Source organism: Actinospica robiniae DSM 44927 (assembly GCF_000504285.1).
Taxonomy (GTDB): domain Bacteria; phylum Actinomycetota; class Actinomycetes; order Streptomycetales; family Catenulisporaceae; genus Actinospica; species Actinospica robiniae.
The window spans coordinates 1,960,464-1,979,598 of the sequence record NZ_KI632511.1; the positions used below are offsets into that span (position 1 = coordinate 1,960,464).

Below are 19,135 nucleotides of genomic sequence, written 5' to 3' on the forward strand. Positions count from 1 at the left end.
GCTACAGCTCCTCCGTCATGCGCAGCCGGGCGGCCGGGTCCGGTCGGCGCAGAGCCGCGGGCAGGATAGCCGGGAGCGGGGCGAAGGCCGCGACTGCGGCGAGCACGGCCGACCAGCCCCACACGATGACGATCTTGGCTGACGGCACCGGGATCGTCGCGTCGACGGTCAGGGTGAGGGAGGGCAGCAGCAGGTAGGCGAGCCCGATGCCGAAGCCGAGGCCGAGCAGGGCCGCAGGCACGTTCACCACGCTGCGTTCGCCGCACTGCAGGGCGGCCTGGCGCCGCGCGGACAGGCCGAGCGCGGCCAGCACGGCCTCGTGCCCGGCGCGTTCCCGGCGCGAGGCGGCCGCCACCGCGGCGAGTGTGACGACGGCCAGGATGCCGACGGCGATGCCGAGTGCGAGCAGGGCCTGCTGGGCGGGCTCGGCGAAGAGATCGCCCGTGATGCTGCCGCGCACGTCGGCGAGGTCGGTGGCGGCGGTGCCGGCGGGAAGTCCGGCGGGCACGGCTCCGCCCCGGGTATCGAGCCACCATTCGTCGACGACTTCGGGTCCTGAGCCGCTGGCGAGGACTTCGTCCTCGAGTCGGGCGAGGTCCACGATGACGCCGCCACTCGGATCCTCGGCGCCGGGCATCGTCGGGAAGTCCTGCGTCGAGGCGACGATCTGCGCGGGGAGCGTGTTGCCGTCGATGTCGATGCTGGTCGAGGAGCCGATATCCAGGTGGTTCGCGGCGAGGTAGGTCGCGGTGGCGGCGACCGGCAGTGCGCTGGCACGACTCAGTGGGCTGAGCGTGAGGGAGCCGGGCACGGGCAGCACTACTCCGTACTGGGCCAGGGCACCGAGATCACGGCCGCCCTCGCCGGGCTGGAAGTGCTCGGTCCACGCCCCGTCGGGCCCCTCGGCCGGAGCGCTCGCGGCGCTGGCCGATGTGGGTGTCTGGAGACCGTGGGCTTGGAGGGTGGGGATCAGGGCATTGAGGCCGGGACTGTCGGCGTAGGCGGACCAGGATTTGAGAGTACTGAGGTCTGTCCCGGTGCCGGGCGATCCGGCGGACGCGCTGTCCGAAGTACGAATCCCGACGATCGAGAAGCCGGCGTTCACAGCGCCGATGGGAACGTCGTAGTGCAGCGAGATCCCCACCAGACGCAAGGGATAGGCGAGCGCAGAGTCGCTCGGCAGAGCGTAAATCAGCGTGCTCGTTTCGGCACCGTCCGAAATCGCCTGAGCTGCGGCCTGCGTGGTCACTCCGTGCGCGTCCTGAACGGCGATGGCTACGGACCTGCCGGTGAGGTCGCCGTCGAGACGCAAGGACACTGCGACGCGCGAAGGGCGGCCCGGCAAGGCGATCGCAGGTACCTTCGATCCGGCGAGCCGCGACCACACCTGCGCCGAGGGCGTGGAGAACGTGCCGTTCGGGGCGTACATCGTCCTCGACGCAGTGGTGCTGTCGAGCGCGAGGAGGGTCGAGCTGCCGTCACCGCCCGAGCGTATTGCCGCGGTGGCGCTCTTCACTCCGGAAAGGTTCGCGATAGCCGGATCGCCCTCGTTGTGCGGGTCGGCGTTCTCAACGGTGACGTGGACGTCCGCGCCCACTTGATAAGCACTCTGAGCAGCCGCCGAGTCGAGCCAGGTCTGGTGCTGCGCGATGCTGAACGTGCCCAGCGCCACCGCCAGGACCAGCAGCGACGCCGGTCCGGCCTGCCGACGCGGAGTGCGCCCGACCTGCCAGGCGACGTGTGCGAAGGAGAACCCGCGGCCGCGGTCGGAGAGCCGGTCGGCGAGCGCGCCGATGAGGGCGATCAGCCGAGGGCCGAGCAACGCGGCCGCGCATAGGCCGAGCGCCGGGCAGAGCGCGCCGAGCGGGTTGATCTGCGCGCCGCCGTCCGAGCCGGTGCTGATCAGCGGAAGCGAGCGCAGCTGCCAGTACGCGACGGCGAAGAGCACCACGAAGACGACGTCGATCTGTGCACGGCCGAAGGAGGCCAGGCGCGCCTGCCGGGTGCTGCGGGGAGGCAGCTCGCGCGTCGCGCGGCGTCGGCCTCCGGAGAAGAACAGCGCGGGAACGCAGAATGCAGCGAAGATCGCTGCTGCAGTCCAGGATTGCGAAGCGGGCGACGGGGAGCCGAGGGCGGTGCCGGTCGCCTCGCCTGCGTGTCTGCTGAGATACCGGCCGAGGACGAGGCCCAGCGGCCCGGCCACCGCCAGTGCTGACGCCGCGACGAGCACCACCTCGACGAGGTCGGCGAGGATGAACTGCCACGTGGAGCGGCCGCGCTGGATGAACAGCGCGCGCTCGGCCTCGCGCCGGGCGGCCAGGGGCCGAGCGCAGACCGTGAGTGCCGTGACCGCGAGCAGGGCGAGCTCGAGCGAGGAGACGAGCAGTGTGGAGTTCGCCGACGCTCGCGACGCGGCGATGGTGGAGAGCACGGACGGCAGGGTCGAGTCCGTCCGCACCCCGGGCAGTGCAGGGTCCTGCGATATGACCGCGAGGAATTGGCTCACTTCGTCTGCGGCTGTGGACGGGTTGGCGCCGGCGAGAGAAGTGACCGGGATCCGCAGCAGCACCACAGTGTTCGCGGCCGCGAGCGAGCCGCCCGTGAACGCGGCCGAGTTGACCGCGAGCGGGCCGTAAGTGAAGGCGGCGCCGTACTCGACGGAGGTCGCGGTCCCGACCGGGCTCAGCCGCCAGTAGATGTCGGTGGTGGAATCCGGCCGGTAGAGGCCGACGACGACGAACGTCGCGGCCGAGCTCTTCGCGGCGGCGAAGCCCATGCTCTGGTTCAGTGCGAGCTCGCTGCCCACGCCGAGCTTGAGCTTGGTGCCCAAGGCGACGGGGATCGCCACCTGGATCGGACCTGCGGACTTCGAACCCTGAGATGTCTTCGGCCCCTGCGGCCAGGTCCCGGCCTCGAGTGTGGCGTGGTCGGCGAGATTCTCGGCGGCGGTGGCGACCATGAAACTCTCGACGACGCCGTCGGAGGTCGGGACGGCGGTGTAGAGCAGCGGTTTGGACCACAGGGCCGCTTCGGTGGCGAAGGAGAGCGAGCCGAGGTTCTGCCGCGCGTCGGCGCGGACGGCTTCGTATGCGGCCTGATACGCCGCGGGCGAGGTGGTCGACGCATTGAAGGTGAAGGAGGTATCTGCACCCGCCAAGCGGGCGGCCGAGGCCCGGCCCAGGGCCTGAGCGTCGAAGGCCGCGAAGGCGGCCACGAGCGTGGCCGTGGCCGTGGCGATCGCGAACACCAACAGGAAAACGGGCCAGTGCGCGGTGGCGCGGGCGAGTGGAAACGGCCGAGGCCAACGCGGCTGCACCAGGCGTCTCCCGCTATCGCCGGCCGGTGAAGCGCTTCGACATTTCGGTCCTCCATTGGCCGCGCACAGACTGTCGCCCCGTCAGAAATCTGCGCCCAATGCTAGACCACGCACGTGGAGTCTGTATAGAGTGCGCGTCGAAGCGCTTCGACACCGAGGCTGAAACTCAGCCCCGAGCCTGAGCTTCGACACCGAGGTCTGACGAGGGGGTGGCCATGGCTGAGCTTCGGCCGATCGTGGATGTGCTCCGGCGAGTGCCCGACTCCCATCGGGTTTTCACCGAGCCGCGCGCGCTCGCCGTGCGGATCCACCGGATCGCGGATCCGCTGCTGGACGAACTCGTGGACCTCGGGCTTCCCGTCCGCATCCAGGGGTCCGAGCAGTTCTTCGACCGCAACGATCTGGTCAACATCGGTCTCCGGCTCGGCCTGGACTCCCCTCAACGGCGTTCGTTGACGCTGTTGGGTGCGGCGTTGGCGGCAGGGGCTGAGGACAAGCGCATCCTGCGCACGCTGGACATCGTCGGGCGGTGCCCGAACCCGGGCCACGACGGGGCGTGCGAGTTCACCCTCGCGCACTGGCTGGCCGACGTTCCCGACGTCACCGCAGCGATCGCGCTCGCACCGCATCACCTGCGGTTGGAGCTCGAACTCGAAGGCGGGCCCGAGCGCCACCTGGCGCGCAGCGAGGCCGTGCACGCGCTGCTGCACTCGCTCGACGACGTCGAGTTCCACCACCTGCCCGACGCGCTGGCCGGCGACCTCGGCTTTCTGCGCGCGACGCGCCTCGCCGACTGCCGCCTGGCCACCCACCACCTTGTCGGGCAGGGACTCGCGTCGGGGCTCGAGGTGCGTGCGGCATTCGGGGTCTTCCTCGCTCCGCCGATGTCGGTGCCGCACTGCTGGATCGAACTGCGCGACGGTGCCGAATGGCGTCGGGCCGACCCGTTCTTCCTGCGGGCCCTGGCCGGCTGGGGAATCGTCGACGCCGCCCTCTGGCCGGCCGACCGCGAGCCCGTCGGCGCCTACTGGAAGGTCGCGGATGCCTTGCGCGCCTTCGTCTTCCACAACGGCGCACCGCTTCGCAGCTCCCTGATTACTCGGGCGGAAGGCCCGCCGAAGACGTGACGTGATCCTGACGGAGGGGATTCCATGGCGCAGATAGACGCACCACAGGCCTGGGGGAAGGCCGTGGCCGAGGAGATGACAGTGCAGGCCGAGGTGGCCGCCCGCTTCACCTGGCGCTACGACGGCCGGGACGGACGGCTGACGGCGATGTACGAGAAGGCCAAGAGCGCGCAGTGGAACGCGTCCGCCGACATCGAGTGGGCGAACGTGCCGGAGTTCGGCTCGCCGCTGCCGGACCAGGGCGCGCTGCCCGGAGTGCCGCTGCGCGGCCGGGCGGGCTCGCCGGTGCCGGCCCACCTGTGGGAGCGGTTCCGCTGGGAGTACCACGCGTGGATGACCAGCCAGTTCCTGCACGGAGAGCAGGGGGCGCTGCTGGCGACCTCGCGCATCGTGGAGACCGTGCCGGATCTGGAGGCCAAGCTCTTCGCGGCGACTCAGGTGGCTGACGAGGCCAGGCATGTCGAGGCGTACGCCACCTATCTCGACCGGCTCGGCGCGGCCTACCCGATCGATCCGCCGTTGCGCACAATGCTCGCGCACATCATCGGGACGGACGCGTGGGACCTGACCTTCCTCGGCATGCAGGTCATCGTCGAGGGGATCGCGCTGGCGATGTTCCGGCTGGGCAACGCCACGTCCTTCGATCCGGTCATCCGCCGGATCACCGAACTGGTCGCGCGGGACGAGTCGCGCCACGTCGCCTTCGGCGTGCTCGCGTTGGAGGGCCTGTATCCCGAGCTGACCAGCCGCGAGCTGGCCGAGCGGGAGGAGTTCGTCAAGGAGTCCGCGCTGTTGATGGCGCGGCGCTTCGGAATGGACGAGGTCTGGGAGCGGCTCGGCGTCGACGTGGCCGAAGGAGTGCGCTTCACCACCACGGACCCGATCATGGTCGATTTCCGGCGGCTGATGTTCACGAGGGTCACCGCCTGCCTGGTCCGCGTCGGTCTCTTCACCGACAGCGTGCGGGCGCATCTGGAGCAGCTGTCCCTGGTGCGCCCCAGTTCGGCGGCGCATCGATGAGCCCTGAATTGCGGCTGTTGGACCGGTCACCGACGGGCTGGCTCCACGAGCCGGACGACGAGCGCGGCCTGCACGCCACCTCGCCCGATTCAGACCGCTGGGAGTTCACCTCCTACCGCCGGCTGGCCGAGCTCGCGCAGGATGCCGCCGCCACGCTGGCCGGACGCGGCGTCGGGGCGGGTGACAGGGTTCTGATCGTTGTCTCCGACCCGGTGCGGTTCGCAGCGCAGTACTTCGGCACGATCCTGCTCGGGGCGAGCCCCGCTCCTGCGGCGCCGCCACCGGCGTTCACGCGGCCCGCGGCGTACGCCCAGCATATCAATGCTCTGATCGAGCTGGTCGGCGCCGCGGCGGTGACAGCCGATCCCGAGGTCGAGCCCTTCCTTGCCCAACACGCCACCCAACCCGTCCGGCAGCCCGCGGACGAGCAGCCCGACCTGATCCAGTTCAGCTCCGGGTCCACCGGCGCGCAGCGCGCAGTGCTGCTCGGCCCGGATGCGCTGTGGGCGAACGTGACCGCGCTGGTCCACTGGCTGAAGGTCGAGCCGGAGGACGCCTTCGGCAGCTGGCTGCCGCTCTACCACGACATGGGCCTGGTCGGCATGCTGCTCGGGCCGATGACAGTAGGCTGCGACATCTGGCTGATGCGGCCACACGAGTTCGTCCGCTCCCCCGCGAGCTGGGTCCGGCTGCTGGCCGAGCAGCGCTGCGCCATCACGGCGATCCCGCCGTTCGGGCTCTCGCACGTCCGGCGGCGGATCCGCGACCTCGACCTCGGCGGGGCCGATCTGTCGAACCTGCGGGCGGTCATCGTCGGGGCGGAGCGGATCGACGCCGCCACGGCCCGCGGCTTCAGCGAACTCCTGACTCCACACGGCTTGCGCGAGACGGCGGTGCTGCCCGCGTACGGCATGGCCGAGGCGACGCTCGCGGTGACGGGCACACCGCTCGGCTCGGCCTGGCGCACTGCGGCCGACGGTACGGTCTCCTGCGGCCGCCCGCTCGAGAGTGTCGGCGTGTGCGTACTCGATGAGGACGGTCTGCCGGTGCCGGACGGCGCGGTAGGTGAGATCCACGTCTCAGGGCCCTCATTGGCGCGGGCGCGACTGTCCAGAGGCGAATCCGGGATGGGGGAGATCGGGCCTCGGCTGCGCACCGGTGACGCAGGGTTCTTCGACGGCGGGGATCTGTTCGTGCTCGGGCGCATCGGGGACGCGGTCAAGTACCTCGGCCGCTGGGTCTTCGCCGACGACGTGCAGGAGTTGGTCGCGCCCGCGCTGCCGGCGCGCCGGACGGCGGTCGCGCTGCTCGGCGCCGTGCAGGGGCGCGAGCGGGCGGTGATCGCGGTGGAGGGGGCGTTGGCCGATCAGGAGGCCGAGGCCGTCGGCCGGGCGGTCGCCGGTCCGCTGCCGTGGCTGGACCTGCAGGTCGCGCGGGTCGGATCCGGCTGGATCGAGCGCACCACCAGCGGCAAGCCGCGCCGCCGGGTCATGTGGGCCAAGACGCTGGCGGACGGGTTCGAGCACACCGTGCTTTATCACGCCGAAGGAACGGGCCGGCCCGAATCGGGCCGACATGGGGAAGGAGACTGATGCAGGAGCAAGGAGCCGTCGGAGCGCTGTCCGAGGCGGAGTTGACGTTCGTCCGCGCCACCCTCGAACGCGTGGTGGCGCGGCTGGCCCCCGGCTCGCCGGAGAGGGTCGAGCCCTCCCAATCGCTGATCGACGAGCTGGGGTTCGACTCGTTCCGGCTGGTGGAGCTGGCGGTGCGGCTGGAAGAGCTCTTCGATGTGGAGTTCATGACCTTCGAGGCCGCCTCGCTGATCGGCACGGTGGAGGATCTCGGTGGCTTCGTGGTGCGCCGGATCGCCGAGGCGGCCGCCGTGGTGCCGAGCCCGGCGCAGGTGGAGCAGATGCTGAGGACGCTGTGAGCGGGGACGCGGCACCAGGCGTGCCCGCCGTGTGCGCCCGGATCCGCGAGCTCGCCCTCACGGATCCGGACCGGCCGGCCTTGACCACCCGGGTGGACGGCCAGTGGCGCACGCTGACGTTCGCTCAGCTGTGCCGGCGCGTGGCCGGTGTCGCGAGTGCGGCGGCACAGGCCGGAGCGCGGCCGGGCATGCGCACGTGGGTGGCTCTGCCGAACGGCGAGCGCTTCTACGTCGCTGTGCTGGCCTCCTGGTGGCTCGGCTGCACTCCCGTCATCGTGCCGCCGGAGGCCACGGCGGACGAGCTGGAGACTCTGCTGAAAGGCTTGGTCCAGCACACCGATGAGGAGATCCTGCCTGTCGCGGAGCTGATCGATGGCGCCCTGGACTGCGCCCCGGACAGCGCGGAATCGGACTTGCCGGAGCCGGCACCCGAGCCGACCACGGCGTGGTACCTGCCCTCCGGCGGGACTACGGGCCTGCCGCAGCTTCAGGCGGTCAAGCGACGGCCCGCCGACCTGTTCGAGGTCATCACGGCGGTGATGTGGACGGCGAAGTGGCAGATCGACGCCGTGCAGCTCGTGCTCGGTCCGCTCTCCCACGCGGCGCCGTTGACCACGAGCCTGGCCGGTCTCGCGCGCGGAGCGCATCTGTTGGTGCCGACCCGCATCGCCCCGACCGAACTACTGGAGGCGATGCGTCTGTTCCCGCCCACCTGGTGCCAGCTCACCCCGCATCAGATGGCGATGCTCGACACGGACGGGCCGCTCGGTCAGGCGCTGTGCGCGCGCCTGACCGGGATCCTGCACACGGCGGCACCGTGCCCGGAGGGGCTCAAGCTCAGTTGGATCGCGCGGCTCGGCGGCGACCGGGTCTTCGAGCTCTACAGCGCCTCGCAGATGGTGGGCCTGGCCGTGTGCGACGGCGATGAGTGGCTCGAGCGGCGCGGTACGGTCGGGCGGCCTTGGGGCGATGTGCTGATCGCGGACGAATCGGGTGCCGCGGTGCCCACGGGCAAGGTCGGCGAGATCTACTTCCGCAATGAGCTGATGCTCTCCGCGCCACCCGAGGACGTGGCGCACCTGCGCTCCCTCCCGGACGGCCACTTCAGCGTCGGGGACGTGGGCCGTCTCGACGAGGACGGCTACCTCTACCTCACCGACCGCGTGGACGACGTGTTCAAGGTCGGCGGCGCGCAGGTGAGCGCCCGCGAGATCGAGCAGCGGCTGCTGACGCATCCCGGCGTGGCCGAGGCAGTCGTGGTGGGCCGCCCCGACGCGGCGATGGGACGGATCGCTTACGCGGTCGTCGTCCCGGCCGACCCGGGGCGCCCGCCGGCTGAGGCCGAGCTGATCGCGCACTGCCGCGCCGCGCTGGCGCCCTACAAGGTGCCACGCGGCATTGAAACGGTCGACGCGCTCAGCCGTTCCCGGGCGGACAAAGTCGAGCGCCACCGATACCGATAAACCCCGATCGAGGCATCGAAGCGCTTCGACGAATTCTTCGACAGGAGTTCCTCCATGGCCGTCTACACTCTCTCCCCCGCACCCGCTCGCCTCGAGCTGGTGGTCAAGCATATGTTCAACCACGTGATGCAGGCCGAGGCCGGCATCTATGAAGGCGGCGCCAGCCTGGCCCAGATCGAGCATCTACGGGACGTGGCCCGCCGCAGCGGATCCACCTGGATCGCCGAGATCGGATTCAACGTGGGCTACTCCACCATCGGGTTCCTGGAGAGCTCACCCGAGGCGAGAGTGGTCTCCTTCGAGCTCGATCTGCGCCCGTGCGTGAAACTGGCCAAGGAGTTCATCGACGAGCGCTACCCCGGGCGGCACGAGCTCGTGGTCGGCGACTCGCAGGTGACCGTGCCCGAGTTCGCCGAGGCCTGCCGGGCCGGGTCGCAGGGCTTCGATCTGGTCTTCATCGACGGCAGCCACATGTACGACGTCGCCGCCAACGACATCCGCAACAGCGCGCGGATCGCCGCGCAGCAGGCCACGGTCGTGGTCGACGACCTGACGCCGTGGTACCTGTGGGGCGCGGGGCCGACCCGGGCCTGGCAGGAGGCGGTGGACTCCGAACGGATCGAAGCGCTCGAGTACGTGGTGGACGGCCGGATCGTGGACCGGATCGAAGGGCCGGCGGACCGTGCGTGGGCCGTCGGGCGTTTCCGCTGACGCATGGAGCGATTTAATGATCGGCTGAGTGTTGGTGGGGGGGTGGGATGGCTTGTCGCGTCGCGGTGGGCGTCGGGGGCTGGGCGGCCGCTTCGCGTCGCCTGGTTCGTCTGACCACCCGCCCACCCGTTGCGTTGGCGGGGCGGCCTGGAGATTCAAGATTAAAAAACGCCGCTGGCGGGCCCTTCCCTCGGAGAGAGATGCCGGGGTTTGTGGGGTGCTGGCGTTGGCGGGGCGGGCTGAGGTCCGGGATGGTGAGGTGCCGGGGGCGTGCTCTCTCCTCGGTCGGCCCCCGGAGGCAATCAGGAACCTGCCGGGAGATCAAGCGGCGGCGGCCCTCGTTGATGCTGGATCTTGCATCGCGCCGCTTGACCTCCCGACAGAACCCTGATCGGGCTTCGCCTGCCCGACCGAGGAGAGAACACACCCCCTGAGGCCCGGTGCGAGCTGCGCTCGGGCCGAGACCCGTGCCGTGGCCCGGCCTCAAGGGGGAAGTCCACGATCCGGAAGGATTCTGCATCACCGTGATCCGAACATCCCGACCCTTGATCCATGCGAAAGGGTCGGTGCTCCGGTCGCGCTTGATGCAGGATCCTGCATCGCCCTGGTGCGATCGACCCCGATCCCAGACTTCGCGGCAGAATCCCGCAGGCCGGCCGTGTTTCGGCGCGGAAGAATCCTGCATCGCCCTGATCCGAGCATCCCGATCCCCGACCCGTGTGAAGGCGTCGGCGCTCGGGCCCCTGGGCCTGCCGCACGCCGAGGACTCTGCTGGCGAAGTCGTGGTCTGATTTTGTGGCAGGCTGGGTGGTCGTGTCGGCTGGGTGATTGAGGGGCTTGTGGTGTTTCGTCCTGTGCGGGCTGGTGGGGTTCCGGCGGCGACGGCCGCGTTGGCGTGGGCGGTGCATCCGAAGGGCACGGGCGAGATGCGGGTGCGTGATGCGCTCGGGCCGTTGTTCGCCGATGAGGATTTCGAGCACGAGCGGTTCGCCGGGATGTTTGCGGCGCTCGGCCGGCCCGCGCTTTCGCCGGGGTTGCTGGCGATGGTCACGGTGTTGCAGTTCCTGCACAACCTCTCGGACCGGGAGGCGGTGGTGGCGATGGCGGACCGGATCTCGTGGAAGTACGCGCTGGGCCTGGATGTGGCTGAGACCGGGTTCGACGCGTCGGTGCTGGCCGAGTTCCGGGCCCGGCTGGCCGAGCCGGGGCGCGCGGACGCGCTGCTCGATACCGTGCTGGACAAGCTCAAGGCGGCCGGGCTGGTGCGCGCGGGCGGGCGGGCGCGTACGGACTCGACGCATGTGCTCGCGGCGGTGCGCTCGCTGGGCCGGGTCGAGATGCTCGGCGAGAGTGTGCGTGCGGCGCTCGAGGAGATCGCGCGGGTCGCTCCGGAGCGGGTCGTGCCGCTGCTGGCGCCGGGGTGGGAGGAGCGGTACGGGCGCAAGGTCGAGACCTCCCGGCTGATCGGGCGCGGGCGGGGCAAGGCCACGATGGAGGAGTTGGCCGGGCGGTTCGGCGCGGACGGCTCGCTGCTGCTCGAGACGCTTAAGGCGGACCCCACGGCCGGGTGGGTCCTTAGGCTGCCGCAGGTACGGCTGCTCGCCCAGGTCTGGGAGCAGCACTTCGAGCGGAGTGAGGGCGGCGGATGGGTGCTCAAAGCCGTCACCGACCTGCCGCCCGCGGCCGAGTTGCCGATCTCTCCGTACGACCCGGATGCCCGCTACGCGGTCAAACGCGCGAGCGGGTGGGAGGGAGGCAAGGTCCACCTGACCGAGTCCTGCGACGAGGATCTCCCGCACCTGGTCACGGATGTCGCCACGAGCGCGGCGACCGTGCAGGATTCCGCGCAGACAACTGATATCCAGGAACGGCTCCTGGCGCGCGGGCTGGGCCCGGGCGTGCATGTGATGGACGCCGGGTATCCCACCGCCGCGAACCTCATCGCCGCGGCCGGCCACGGCATCACCCTGATCGCGCCGGTCACCGTCTCGAGCGGGCGGGGCGCGAAGACCGGGACCTTCAGCCCGGCGAGTTCGAGATCGACTGGGACACCGGGCGCGCCCGCTGCCCGGGCGAGAAGGTGAGCAACCCGATGCGCGGGCAGAAGAACGGGCTGGTCGCCTTCAGCTTCTCCCGCCGCGACTGCACACCCTGCCCGCTACGCACCGCCTGTCTGAGCGCGCCGGCCCCTCGGCCACGCGTGCTGGTCGTTCACCCCCGCGAGCCCTACGAGGCCCGCATGAACGCGATCCGCACCCAGCACACCCCAGAATGGCAGAAGGTTTATAACCAGCGCGCCGGTATCGAGGGCACCATCTCCCAGGCCGTACGCATCAGCGATCTACGCCACTCCCGCTACCGCGGGCTCCCCAAAAACCACCTCCAAAACGTCCTGACCGGCATCGCGATCAACATCAGACGCCTCGGCGCGCACTACGCGCCCACCCAGACCAAACCCCGCCGACCCACCCGTATACAAGCCCTCTACGACACCCACCACATCGGCAAACCCGCCTAACCAAACCACCCCCGACTTCGCCAGCAGAGTCCCCCGAGGGGAAATCCTGCACCGCTTTCAGCCATACCCCCGACGCCATCTGCCCAGCCACCCCGTCCACCCCCCTTCCGTCACAAGTCCCGACAACCCTCGTACGCTTCCATGCTAGACGCCACCACCGACAAAAACCGCGCATCCGGCTTTTACCGGATAATTAAAAATAACGGAGGTTTCAGGGGAACTCGGGCGCGCGCCCCGGCGTTGAAGGAGTAGAGAAGAAGAGAGCAGCCCAGAACCACGATGCAAGATCGTGCATAGGGCGCGACCGGGCCACGGGCCGGGACTCGGCCCGAGCGCAGCTCGCACTGGTCCCTCAGGGGGTGGGCTCCAATGCCGTTCGGTTCAGTTCCATGATCGTTGGTGCAGTGCCGATGAACTGCGTCGATGGCTATGTTCGATCGTTAACGCGTTCGTCAGTGGCTGACTACCGCTGTGTAGCCGGCTCTGGCGGCAAGCGACCAGTAGCCTGCGTGCGCTGCAGCGGTTGACGTGCGCCGATGCCCCTTGGTCATTACGCGCGCCGCGTTGCGTGCGGCGCGGCATGCCCGTTTGAACCGAACGACATTGGGGTGGGCTCTCTCCTCGGTCGGGCAGGCGAAGCCCGATCAGGGTTCTGCCGGGAGGTCAAGCGGCGCGATGCACGATTCAGCATCAACCCAGGCCACCGCCGCTTGACCTCCCGGCAGGTTCCTGATTGCCTCCGGGGACCGACCGAGGAGAGAGCACACCCCCGCAACCCCACCACCCCCGACGTCAGCCCGCCCCGCCAACGCCAGCAACCGCGTGGACCCGGCAATCTCTCCGAGAGAAGGGCCCCCGCCGGAGGCGAGATCTTGAAACCCCAGCCCACCCCGTTACGCAACGGGTGGGCGGGTGGATAGACGAAACCGGCGACGCGAAGCGGCCGCCCACACCACGAACCGACAAGCCACCACCTCCCACCAACACCCAGCCGATCATCAAAACGCAGTAAGCAGCAGACTGTGCAGGCGCGCAGTCGGGCTCAGCCGTCCGCGTCCGCGCGCCGGCGCACCGTCCGCCAGAGATAGCCGGCTGTGGAGAACAGGTCGGGGTCGAGCAGTTCCTCGTCGAGGACGATTCCGAACAGGTCCTCGATTCCCCCGATCAGCGCCACCGCGCCGACGGAGTCCAGGCCCGAGTCCAGCAGGCGGCTCTCGGCCGTCACCGCCTGCTCGGCCGGCAGATCGGGCAGCGCCTCGCGCACCAGCGCGGCGAAGGCGTCGGGCCATTCCTCCGCACGGGCCGATTCCGTCCGCGATTCGGTCATCTGCGCTCCCCGTTCTCTGGCGCGGTGGCGGGCTCGGGCTTCCCGAGCGTGTCCGCGACCGCGCGCCGGTCGATCTTGCCACTCTGGTTGGTCGGCAGCTTCGGCACGAACTTCCAGGTCCGCGGCAGCATGTAGGGCGGCAGTCGCTGGGCGAGGGCGCCGCGCAGGGCAGCCGAGGTCGGCTGGAAGCCGGGCGCCGGCACGCAGACCGCGGCGATCTCGCACTGCCCCGACCGCTCGTCCGGCACCGCGATGACAGCGCATTGTTCGACCTCGGGCAGTGCGCTCAGCGCCACCTCGATGTCGTCGAGCTCGATCCGGTGGCCGCGCGACTTGATCTGTCGATCCTGCCTGCCGTGGAAATGGAAGAGCCCTGCCGCGTCGACGCTCGCGAGGTCGCCGGTGCGGTACCAGCGCTGCTCCGATCCGGGAGGCGACTCGTGGTAGGCCTCTGCGGTGCGCTGCGGGTCGCGCCAGTAGCCCGGGCCGAGTCCGGCGCCGCCGATGTACAGGTCGCCGATCGTCCCGGCCGGCACCGGCGCGCCGTCCGGCCCGCACACGCGCAGCTGCTCACCGGGCACCGGCAGACCGAGCGGCACGGCGGCGTCCTCGGGCCACGGCCGGTTCTCGATCTCGTAGTACGAGCTGGCGATGGTCGCTTCGGTCGGCCCGTACAGGTTCGCCATCCGCACGTGCGGCAACCGCTCGGCGAAATAGCGCACGCCGGACGCGGGGAAGACCTCTCCGCACCAGATCAGGCGTCTGAGGTCAGGCAGCTCGACCCGCGAGAGCACGTCGCGGCCCGCCAGGGAGGTCAGGACGCTGGGCACCGAGAACCACTGCGTCAGCCGCGCATCGCGGATGAAGGCGGCTATGCGTTCAGGCAGTAGGTTGACATGGTCGGGTACGAGGTGCAGCTCGGCGCCGGCGGTCAGGGCGCCGAAGACATCCCAGACGGACAGGTCGAAGTGCAGCGGCGAGTGGCCGGACACACGGTCGTCCGGGCCGAGGCCGAAGTGCTCGTTCGCCCAGGTCACGAAGTGTGCGACGTTGGCGTGGCCGATCGCAACACCCTTCGGCAGGCCGGTGGAGCCGGAGGTGAACAGTAGGTACGCCAGGCCGTTCGGGGCACCGGGCGAGTCGGGGGCGCCGTCCGCGGGCACAGGCGCGGCGAGCGCGTCGGCGAGGTCGAGCACGCCGGGTCGCTCGTGCGGTTCCAGTTCCTTGAGACAGTCCGCGGCCAGCTGCGCACGGTCCGTCCGGGCGAGCAGGATGCTCGGCTCGGCGGTGCGCACGACCTGCGCCAGCCGGGCGGGCGGGCTCGCCGGATCGAGCGGCACGTAGACGCAGCCGGCCCGCAGCACGCCCAGAATCGCCGCCACGGTGTCGGCGGACTTGGGAATCAGCAGGCAGATCCGGTCGCCCGGCCGCGCGCCCGCGGCCACCAGCGCCACCGCCACGCGCCCGCTCGCCTCGTCCAGCTCCCCGTAGCTGAGCGAGCCTTCGGCATCGACCACCGCCCGCGCGGAAGGATCGCGCCGCGCCTGTTCCCGGACCCGCTGGTGCACCGGTCCGTACCCCGTTCGTTGCGACACCGTTCTCCCGCCCTGTCGGTCATAATCAGGGAATCGAAGCGCTTCGACAAAGAATTCGAGTCGAGAGGCTTTCATCGAATCCGTGGCCTGTCAACCGGTCCGGATCACGGAACGAAAGGCGGTGGCGGGTGTCCGTAGAACGGCGCGGTCCGCTCGGCGGTGCGCAGGAGTACGAGTGGTGGAAGATGCAGGACCCGAAGTTGCGCTCAAGCGACACCTCCAACGTCCCGGTGCGCCTGCTGCCCCCGCGGCCAATCGACGAGGCGACGGCGCGCGCGGCCGTGCTGCGGCTGTTGGAGCGCAACGAGGCGCTGCGGACCACGATCGAGCTCGGCCCGGACAACGTGCCGAGCCAAGTCGTGCATGCCGCGGCAGCGCTGGAATTCGACTTCCTCGACGACCCCACGCCACACGACCACCTGTACTACTGCCTCGATCGCGCGCAGGCAGAGCTCGACCCGTCAGTGTTCCCGGCCGTCACGGCGGCCGCGATCCGGCACGACGGCGCCGTGACCGAGGTACTGCTCGTCGTAGCGCACTGCTTCGTGGACGGGCGCAGCACGACGCTGCTGGCCGCGCAGTTCGTCGATATCATCAATGGGCTGACTGGCCATGCGGACACTGACATCTCGGGACCGCAAGCCCAGGCGCAGCCACTCGACTGCCCGGACATCGAACGCGCCTCGACGACCACGTTCTGGGAACAGGCTGCGGCGATCATGCCGACGAGCATGTTCACTCCCAGCCGCGAAGGCCTGTTCGACCGCCACGGGGCCGCGTACACCACAGACCGGCTGCCGGCGCTTCTCGCCCTGGTGGCGCGACGTCGAGCAACCACTCCGGCAGTCGTCTACCTGGCGACGATCCACGCGCTCCTCGCCGCGATGTCGGGAGGCCCGAGAAGCGTGGTACGCAACCACTTCGCAGGCCGCACGAAGGAGCAGAACGACGTAGTCGGCTGCTTCCACCGCATTCTGCCGATCGTCGTCGACGTCGAAGACCGACCCGATCTCGCCACGCTGATCGGCCGCGTGGCCGGACAGTCCCTGCGCGCCCATGCCCGGGCGCAGACCGGATTCCTCCAGCTGCGCGAGATCTTGGCCCTCGAGGAGCGCAGCCGCGGCGCGCTCTTCGCCGAGGGCGCCACGGTGAACTTCGCCTTCGACGACGCGTACGCACAGGCCGCCAAGGCCCCGGAAGAAGAGCTCGTCACCGCCATAGGTGAGTCGGCCGGTGAGCTCGAACTTCTGATGGGGCGCAACGAGACCACCGCCGACTACCGCGGCTTCGCGGGATATCTCATGGTCCGGATCGAAGACGGCGTCGCCAAGATCCAATCCAGCTTCAACCGTTACGTCTTCACTCCACGGCAGATGCGCGCCCTGCTCACCGGTCCGGAAGAGCTCCTCTTCGCACTCCTCGACGGCGAAGTGACCTGGCCGGACGTCGAGCGTCTGGCCGGCGTCGAAGGACCCGGACGCCTGCGGCACGCCCCGACTCTGCCGTCGGAATCAGAGCCCGTACCAGCGCTGGCGACGTCGGCCGCAGCTGTCGCGGCGCTCACCACGGCGGTCGAGCAGGCCAACGCCATCGCACCTGTCGATCCGGACCGCAGCTACCTCGAGGCCGGCGGAAGACTGCTCATGGTCTCGGCCGTGCTGGCGTTTCTGCGCGAGCGGGGCCACGAGGGCCTCGGCGCGTACGACTTCACACTGCCCGTCTCCCTGCGCACTCTCGCCGCACGCCTCGTCTCCGCCGAGTACGAGGGCTGGCTCGCGAAGATCGCAGAGCTCTGGCAGACGGAGTTGCGCCTCGACACCGTCGGCCCGGATGACGACTTCTTCGACCTCGGCGGCGACTCGCTGACGCTCGCGGCCGTACACGGGGGCCTGATCGAGGCGACCGGCCGCGACGTGGCGATCGTCACGCTCTTCGAGCACCCGACGCCGCGATCACTCGCGGCAAGGCTGTCGTCGCAGGCCTGACCCTTGGGTGCAGCCGGAGATGTCCGTGCGCACCAGGATCGGAGGTTCCTATGCCATCGGCGGCAGGCACCGCGTGGTGCCGTCCGCTGTGACATTGCCGTCGAATACGGTGATGGTGGCCGTCGCCTGCACGCAACCCATGCCGGTAAGCAGTAAGTCGCTGTAGGTCTGGTCGATATGCCCGAGCCGCCAGGTGTTCTGCGATCCGTCTGCCGGGCGGCCCACCCCGAGGGTGATGCTCGCCTCGTCGGGGTCTTCGAAGAGCCCATCGGCCGGGTCGAAGCGCGCCCATGCTCCGGCGCATTGGTGGGAGTAGCGCAGCGTGATGGTGCCGATCGAGGTTCCGGCGCGCAGACGATGACCGTCGATCAGCGCGCTGCTGCGCAGCCTGATCTGTTGAACGTCGAGGTTGACCGCGTCGTCGCAATGGTTGGCCACGGGATCGGTCCCGTCGTTTATGGGTGCGGACGTCGCGGTAGCGGCCTTGGGAGACGGCTGTTGCCGCCTGCCTGCGCTCAAGAGCAGGACGGCGTTGAGCGCAAGCGAGATGGTGAGCGCGCCGGTCAGGAGCACCACGCGGCGACGCCTGGGGCACGGCGTGCGCGGGCGGGGAGGTTCCGGCTCGGCGGACTCGGGCGACGGCCGGGTGTCGTGTCCCTGGGCCTGATCGCTGTCATCACCCGTGGGCGGCGTCCCCGTCTCGTCGGGGCCCTCGGGTCGGCGATCCGTCCCGGGATGTTCGCGCCGCGCCGACTCCCATCGGTGGCGCCACGGACCGGGATCGCCACCGCAGGCGCCGACGAACGCGAGCGTGACTTCCAGCGAGGGCATCACCCGCCCGGACGAGGCGCGGGCCAGGGTCGCGGCTGAGAAGTGGCACCGTGAGGCCATCTGCCGGTAGGTCGGCTCACCGGAAGCTATCCGCAGCGCCCGCAGTTCCGCGGCGAACTTCACACACGAGTCGTCGTCGTTCCGCAGGGGAGCCTCCCGGCGTCCCATCATCGGCCTCCGTGCATTGATTCAGTTTGTTTCACAAAGGTGCGCCGAGTATCCCGCAAGCCGATGGCATCGGCTACATCTCTGCGGTGAGAGCGGCATCGCAGACGCCTGGCATCGGCGCCGCACCGTCTTGAGCAGGAGCTGGTCGTATGTTGGAAGCGCTCGGCCTGGGTCGATCCGCCCAGGCCCTGTACACGGCGATGGTCTCGAATCCCGCCGCCGGCGTGGCCGAGCTGGCCGAGGCCGTCGGCCTCGGCGAAACCGAGGTGCACGACCTCCTCGAGCAGCTGGTCGAACTCTCGCTGGTGCGCCCGTCGCGCCAGCACGAGGGACGGCTGTGGCCGGTCGATCCGGCCGTCGGCCTGCAGGCGCTGCTACGAAACCGCCAGGAGGAACTGGCCGCCGGACAGGCGGCCCTCGACCGCAGTCAGGCTGCCGTCAAGACACTCATGGCGAACTTCGACGTCGTCGCTCCGGGGAGATCCGACAGCGAGCATCTGACCGGGCTGGACGCGGTCCAAGACCGGCTGAACCGCCTGCTGGCGGGGGCTCGGTCAGAAGTGCTCTCACTCGTGCCGGGAGGGGCGCGACCCGTCGAGGTGCTCGAGGCGGCGCGCGACGCCGATGCCGGGCTGCTCGGGCGGGGCGTGCCGATCCGCGTGCTGTATCAGGATGCGATCCGCAACGACCCGCCGACCGCGGCCTACGCACGGTGGATGAGCGAGTCCGGCGCGCAGGTGCGCACCGCGCCGCTGCTGCCGCGTCGGCTGCTGCTGGTGGATCGCAAAACCGCCTTGGTCCCGCTGGATCCAGCCGATGAGCGGGCCGGAGCCGTGGCCACGACCAACCGCGGGGTCATCGACCAGCTCGCCGCGTTGTTCGAAATGCTCTGGGCCCGGGCCTCGCCCATCGTCGACGCCCTCCCCGTCGATCCCGCCACCGGCCTGACCGGGTTGCAGCAGCAGTTGCTGGCGCTGCTGGCGGCCGGCGCCACGGACGAGATGGCGGGTCGGCAGCTCGGTCTCGGCGAACGCACGGTGCGGCGCATCATGGCGGATCTGATGAAGCAGCTCAACGCCAGAAGCCGCTTCGAAGCCGGGCTGCGCGCCAAGGAGCGCGGCTGGTTGTAGTCCTTCGCGTGAAC

14 protein-coding genes and 1 pseudogene are annotated in these 19,135 nt (G+C 70.1%); 10 read left to right on the top strand and 5 right to left on the bottom strand.

Annotation, left to right across the window (positions count from 1 at the left end; all coding sequences use genetic code 11):
- Position 1: 1 nt before the first annotated feature.
- Positions 2 to 3,316 carry a hypothetical protein gene (locus tag ACTRO_RS08405; protein WP_157435964.1) on the bottom strand — a complete coding sequence of 1,105 codons (3,315 nt, stop codon included), beginning with the start codon at positions 3,314 to 3,316 and terminating at the stop codon, positions 2 to 4.
- A 215-nt stretch (positions 3,317 to 3,531) separates the two neighbouring features.
- On the opposite strand from ACTRO_RS08405, the gene ACTRO_RS08410 reads away from it, so the two are divergent.
- From ACTRO_RS08410 to ACTRO_RS45530, 8 genes are all read left to right on the top strand, one after another.
- Positions 3,532 to 4,443, top strand: coding sequence for a hypothetical protein (locus tag ACTRO_RS08410; protein WP_034262572.1), 912 nt, complete (start codon positions 3,532 to 3,534; stop codon positions 4,441 to 4,443).
- 24 nt (positions 4,444 to 4,467) lie between these two features.
- A complete protein-coding gene (locus ACTRO_RS08415) occupies positions 4,468 to 5,463 on the top strand; it encodes a ferritin-like domain-containing protein (RefSeq protein WP_051450513.1) in 996 nt (331 codons plus the stop codon).
- Complete coding sequence (locus ACTRO_RS08420) at positions 5,460 to 7,055, top strand: AMP-binding protein (RefSeq protein WP_084316084.1); 1,596 nt, start codon at positions 5,460 to 5,462, stop codon at positions 7,053 to 7,055. The genes ACTRO_RS08415 and ACTRO_RS08420 overlap by 4 nt, the downstream gene beginning before the upstream one ends.
- Positions 7,055 to 7,393, top strand: coding sequence for an acyl carrier protein (locus tag ACTRO_RS08425; protein WP_034262574.1), 339 nt, complete (start codon positions 7,055 to 7,057; stop codon positions 7,391 to 7,393). The genes ACTRO_RS08420 and ACTRO_RS08425 overlap by 1 nt, the downstream gene beginning before the upstream one ends.
- A complete protein-coding gene (locus ACTRO_RS47060) occupies positions 7,390 to 8,856 on the top strand; it encodes a class I adenylate-forming enzyme family protein (RefSeq protein WP_157435966.1) in 1,467 nt (488 codons plus the stop codon). Before ACTRO_RS08425 ends, ACTRO_RS47060 begins: the two co-directional genes overlap by 4 nt.
- Before the next feature lie 54 nt (positions 8,857 to 8,910).
- Complete coding sequence (locus ACTRO_RS08435; RefSeq protein WP_051450515.1) at positions 8,911 to 9,567, top strand: class I SAM-dependent methyltransferase; 657 nt, start codon at positions 8,911 to 8,913, stop codon at positions 9,565 to 9,567.
- 926 nt (positions 9,568 to 10,493) lie between these two features.
- The gene (locus ACTRO_RS08440; RefSeq protein ID WP_051450878.1) at positions 10,494 to 11,651 is read left to right on the top strand and encodes a transposase; all 1,158 of its coding nucleotides are present in this window, start codon (positions 10,494 to 10,496) and stop codon (positions 11,649 to 11,651) included.
- Between the two features lie 8 nt (positions 11,652 to 11,659).
- The gene (locus tag ACTRO_RS45530) at positions 11,660 to 12,085 is read left to right on the top strand and encodes a transposase (protein ID WP_157435968.1); all 426 of its coding nucleotides are present in this window, start codon (positions 11,660 to 11,662) and stop codon (positions 12,083 to 12,085) included.
- A 1,042-nt stretch (positions 12,086 to 13,127) separates the two neighbouring features.
- Here the strand turns inward: ACTRO_RS45530 and ACTRO_RS08445 are convergent.
- On the bottom strand, positions 13,128 to 13,412 hold the full coding sequence (locus ACTRO_RS08445) for an acyl carrier protein (RefSeq protein WP_051450518.1): 285 nt from the start codon (positions 13,410 to 13,412) through the stop codon (positions 13,128 to 13,130).
- Positions 13,409 to 15,007, bottom strand: a complete 1,599-nt coding sequence (locus tag ACTRO_RS08450; RefSeq protein ID WP_063627950.1) for an amino acid adenylation domain-containing protein — start codon at positions 15,005 to 15,007, stop codon at positions 13,409 to 13,411. Before ACTRO_RS08450 ends, ACTRO_RS08445 begins: the two co-directional genes overlap by 4 nt.
- Before the next feature lie 128 nt (positions 15,008 to 15,135).
- On the opposite strand from ACTRO_RS08450, the gene ACTRO_RS08455 reads away from it, so the two are divergent.
- Positions 15,136 to 16,992, top strand: a complete 1,857-nt coding sequence (locus ACTRO_RS08455; RefSeq protein ID WP_034262582.1) for a condensation domain-containing protein — start codon at positions 15,136 to 15,138, stop codon at positions 16,990 to 16,992.
- Between the two features lie 48 nt (positions 16,993 to 17,040).
- On the opposite strand, the gene ACTRO_RS49575 is transcribed toward ACTRO_RS08455, so the two are convergent.
- Both ACTRO_RS49575 and ACTRO_RS51370 read right to left on the bottom strand, forming a co-directional pair.
- On the bottom strand, positions 17,041 to 17,568 hold the full coding sequence (locus ACTRO_RS49575; RefSeq protein WP_245594326.1) for a DUF2690 domain-containing protein: 528 nt from the start codon (positions 17,566 to 17,568) through the stop codon (positions 17,041 to 17,043).
- A 213-nt stretch (positions 17,569 to 17,781) separates the two neighbouring features.
- Positions 17,782 to 17,994 (bottom strand): annotated as a pseudogene (locus ACTRO_RS51370) (helix-turn-helix domain-containing protein); the annotation flags it as partial.
- Between the two features lie 146 nt (positions 17,995 to 18,140).
- Between ACTRO_RS51370 and ACTRO_RS08465 the strand changes: the two are divergent.
- A complete protein-coding gene (locus ACTRO_RS08465) occupies positions 18,141 to 19,121 on the top strand; it encodes a LuxR C-terminal-related transcriptional regulator (protein ID WP_034262585.1) in 981 nt (326 codons plus the stop codon).
- The last annotated feature ends 14 nt before the right edge of the window (positions 19,122 to 19,135 follow it).

Bases quoted from the DNA above. Each gene is read 5' to 3' on its own strand.
- ACTRO_RS08410 (WP_034262572.1), top strand. From the start codon at position 3,532: ATGGCTGAGCTTCGGCCGATCGTGGATGTGCTCCGGCGAGTGCCCGAC.
- ACTRO_RS08415 (WP_051450513.1), top strand. From the start codon at position 4,468: ATGGCGCAGATAGACGCACCACAGGCCTGGGGGAAGGCCGTGGCCGAG.
- ACTRO_RS08420 (WP_084316084.1), top strand. From the start codon at position 5,460: ATGAGCCCTGAATTGCGGCTGTTGGACCGGTCACCGACGGGCTGGCTC.
- ACTRO_RS08425 (WP_034262574.1), top strand. From the start codon at position 7,055: ATGCAGGAGCAAGGAGCCGTCGGAGCGCTGTCCGAGGCGGAGTTGACG.
- ACTRO_RS08435 (WP_051450515.1), top strand. From the start codon at position 8,911: ATGGCCGTCTACACTCTCTCCCCCGCACCCGCTCGCCTCGAGCTGGTG.
- ACTRO_RS08440 (WP_051450878.1), top strand. From the start codon at position 10,494: ATGCGGGTGCGTGATGCGCTCGGGCCGTTGTTCGCCGATGAGGATTTC.
- ACTRO_RS45530 (WP_157435968.1), top strand. From the start codon at position 11,660: ATGCGCGGGCAGAAGAACGGGCTGGTCGCCTTCAGCTTCTCCCGCCGC.
- ACTRO_RS08445 (WP_051450518.1), bottom strand. From the start codon at position 13,412: ATGACCGAATCGCGGACGGAATCGGCCCGTGCGGAGGAATGGCCCGAC.
- ACTRO_RS08465 (WP_034262585.1), top strand. From the start codon at position 18,141: ATGTTGGAAGCGCTCGGCCTGGGTCGATCCGCCCAGGCCCTGTACACG.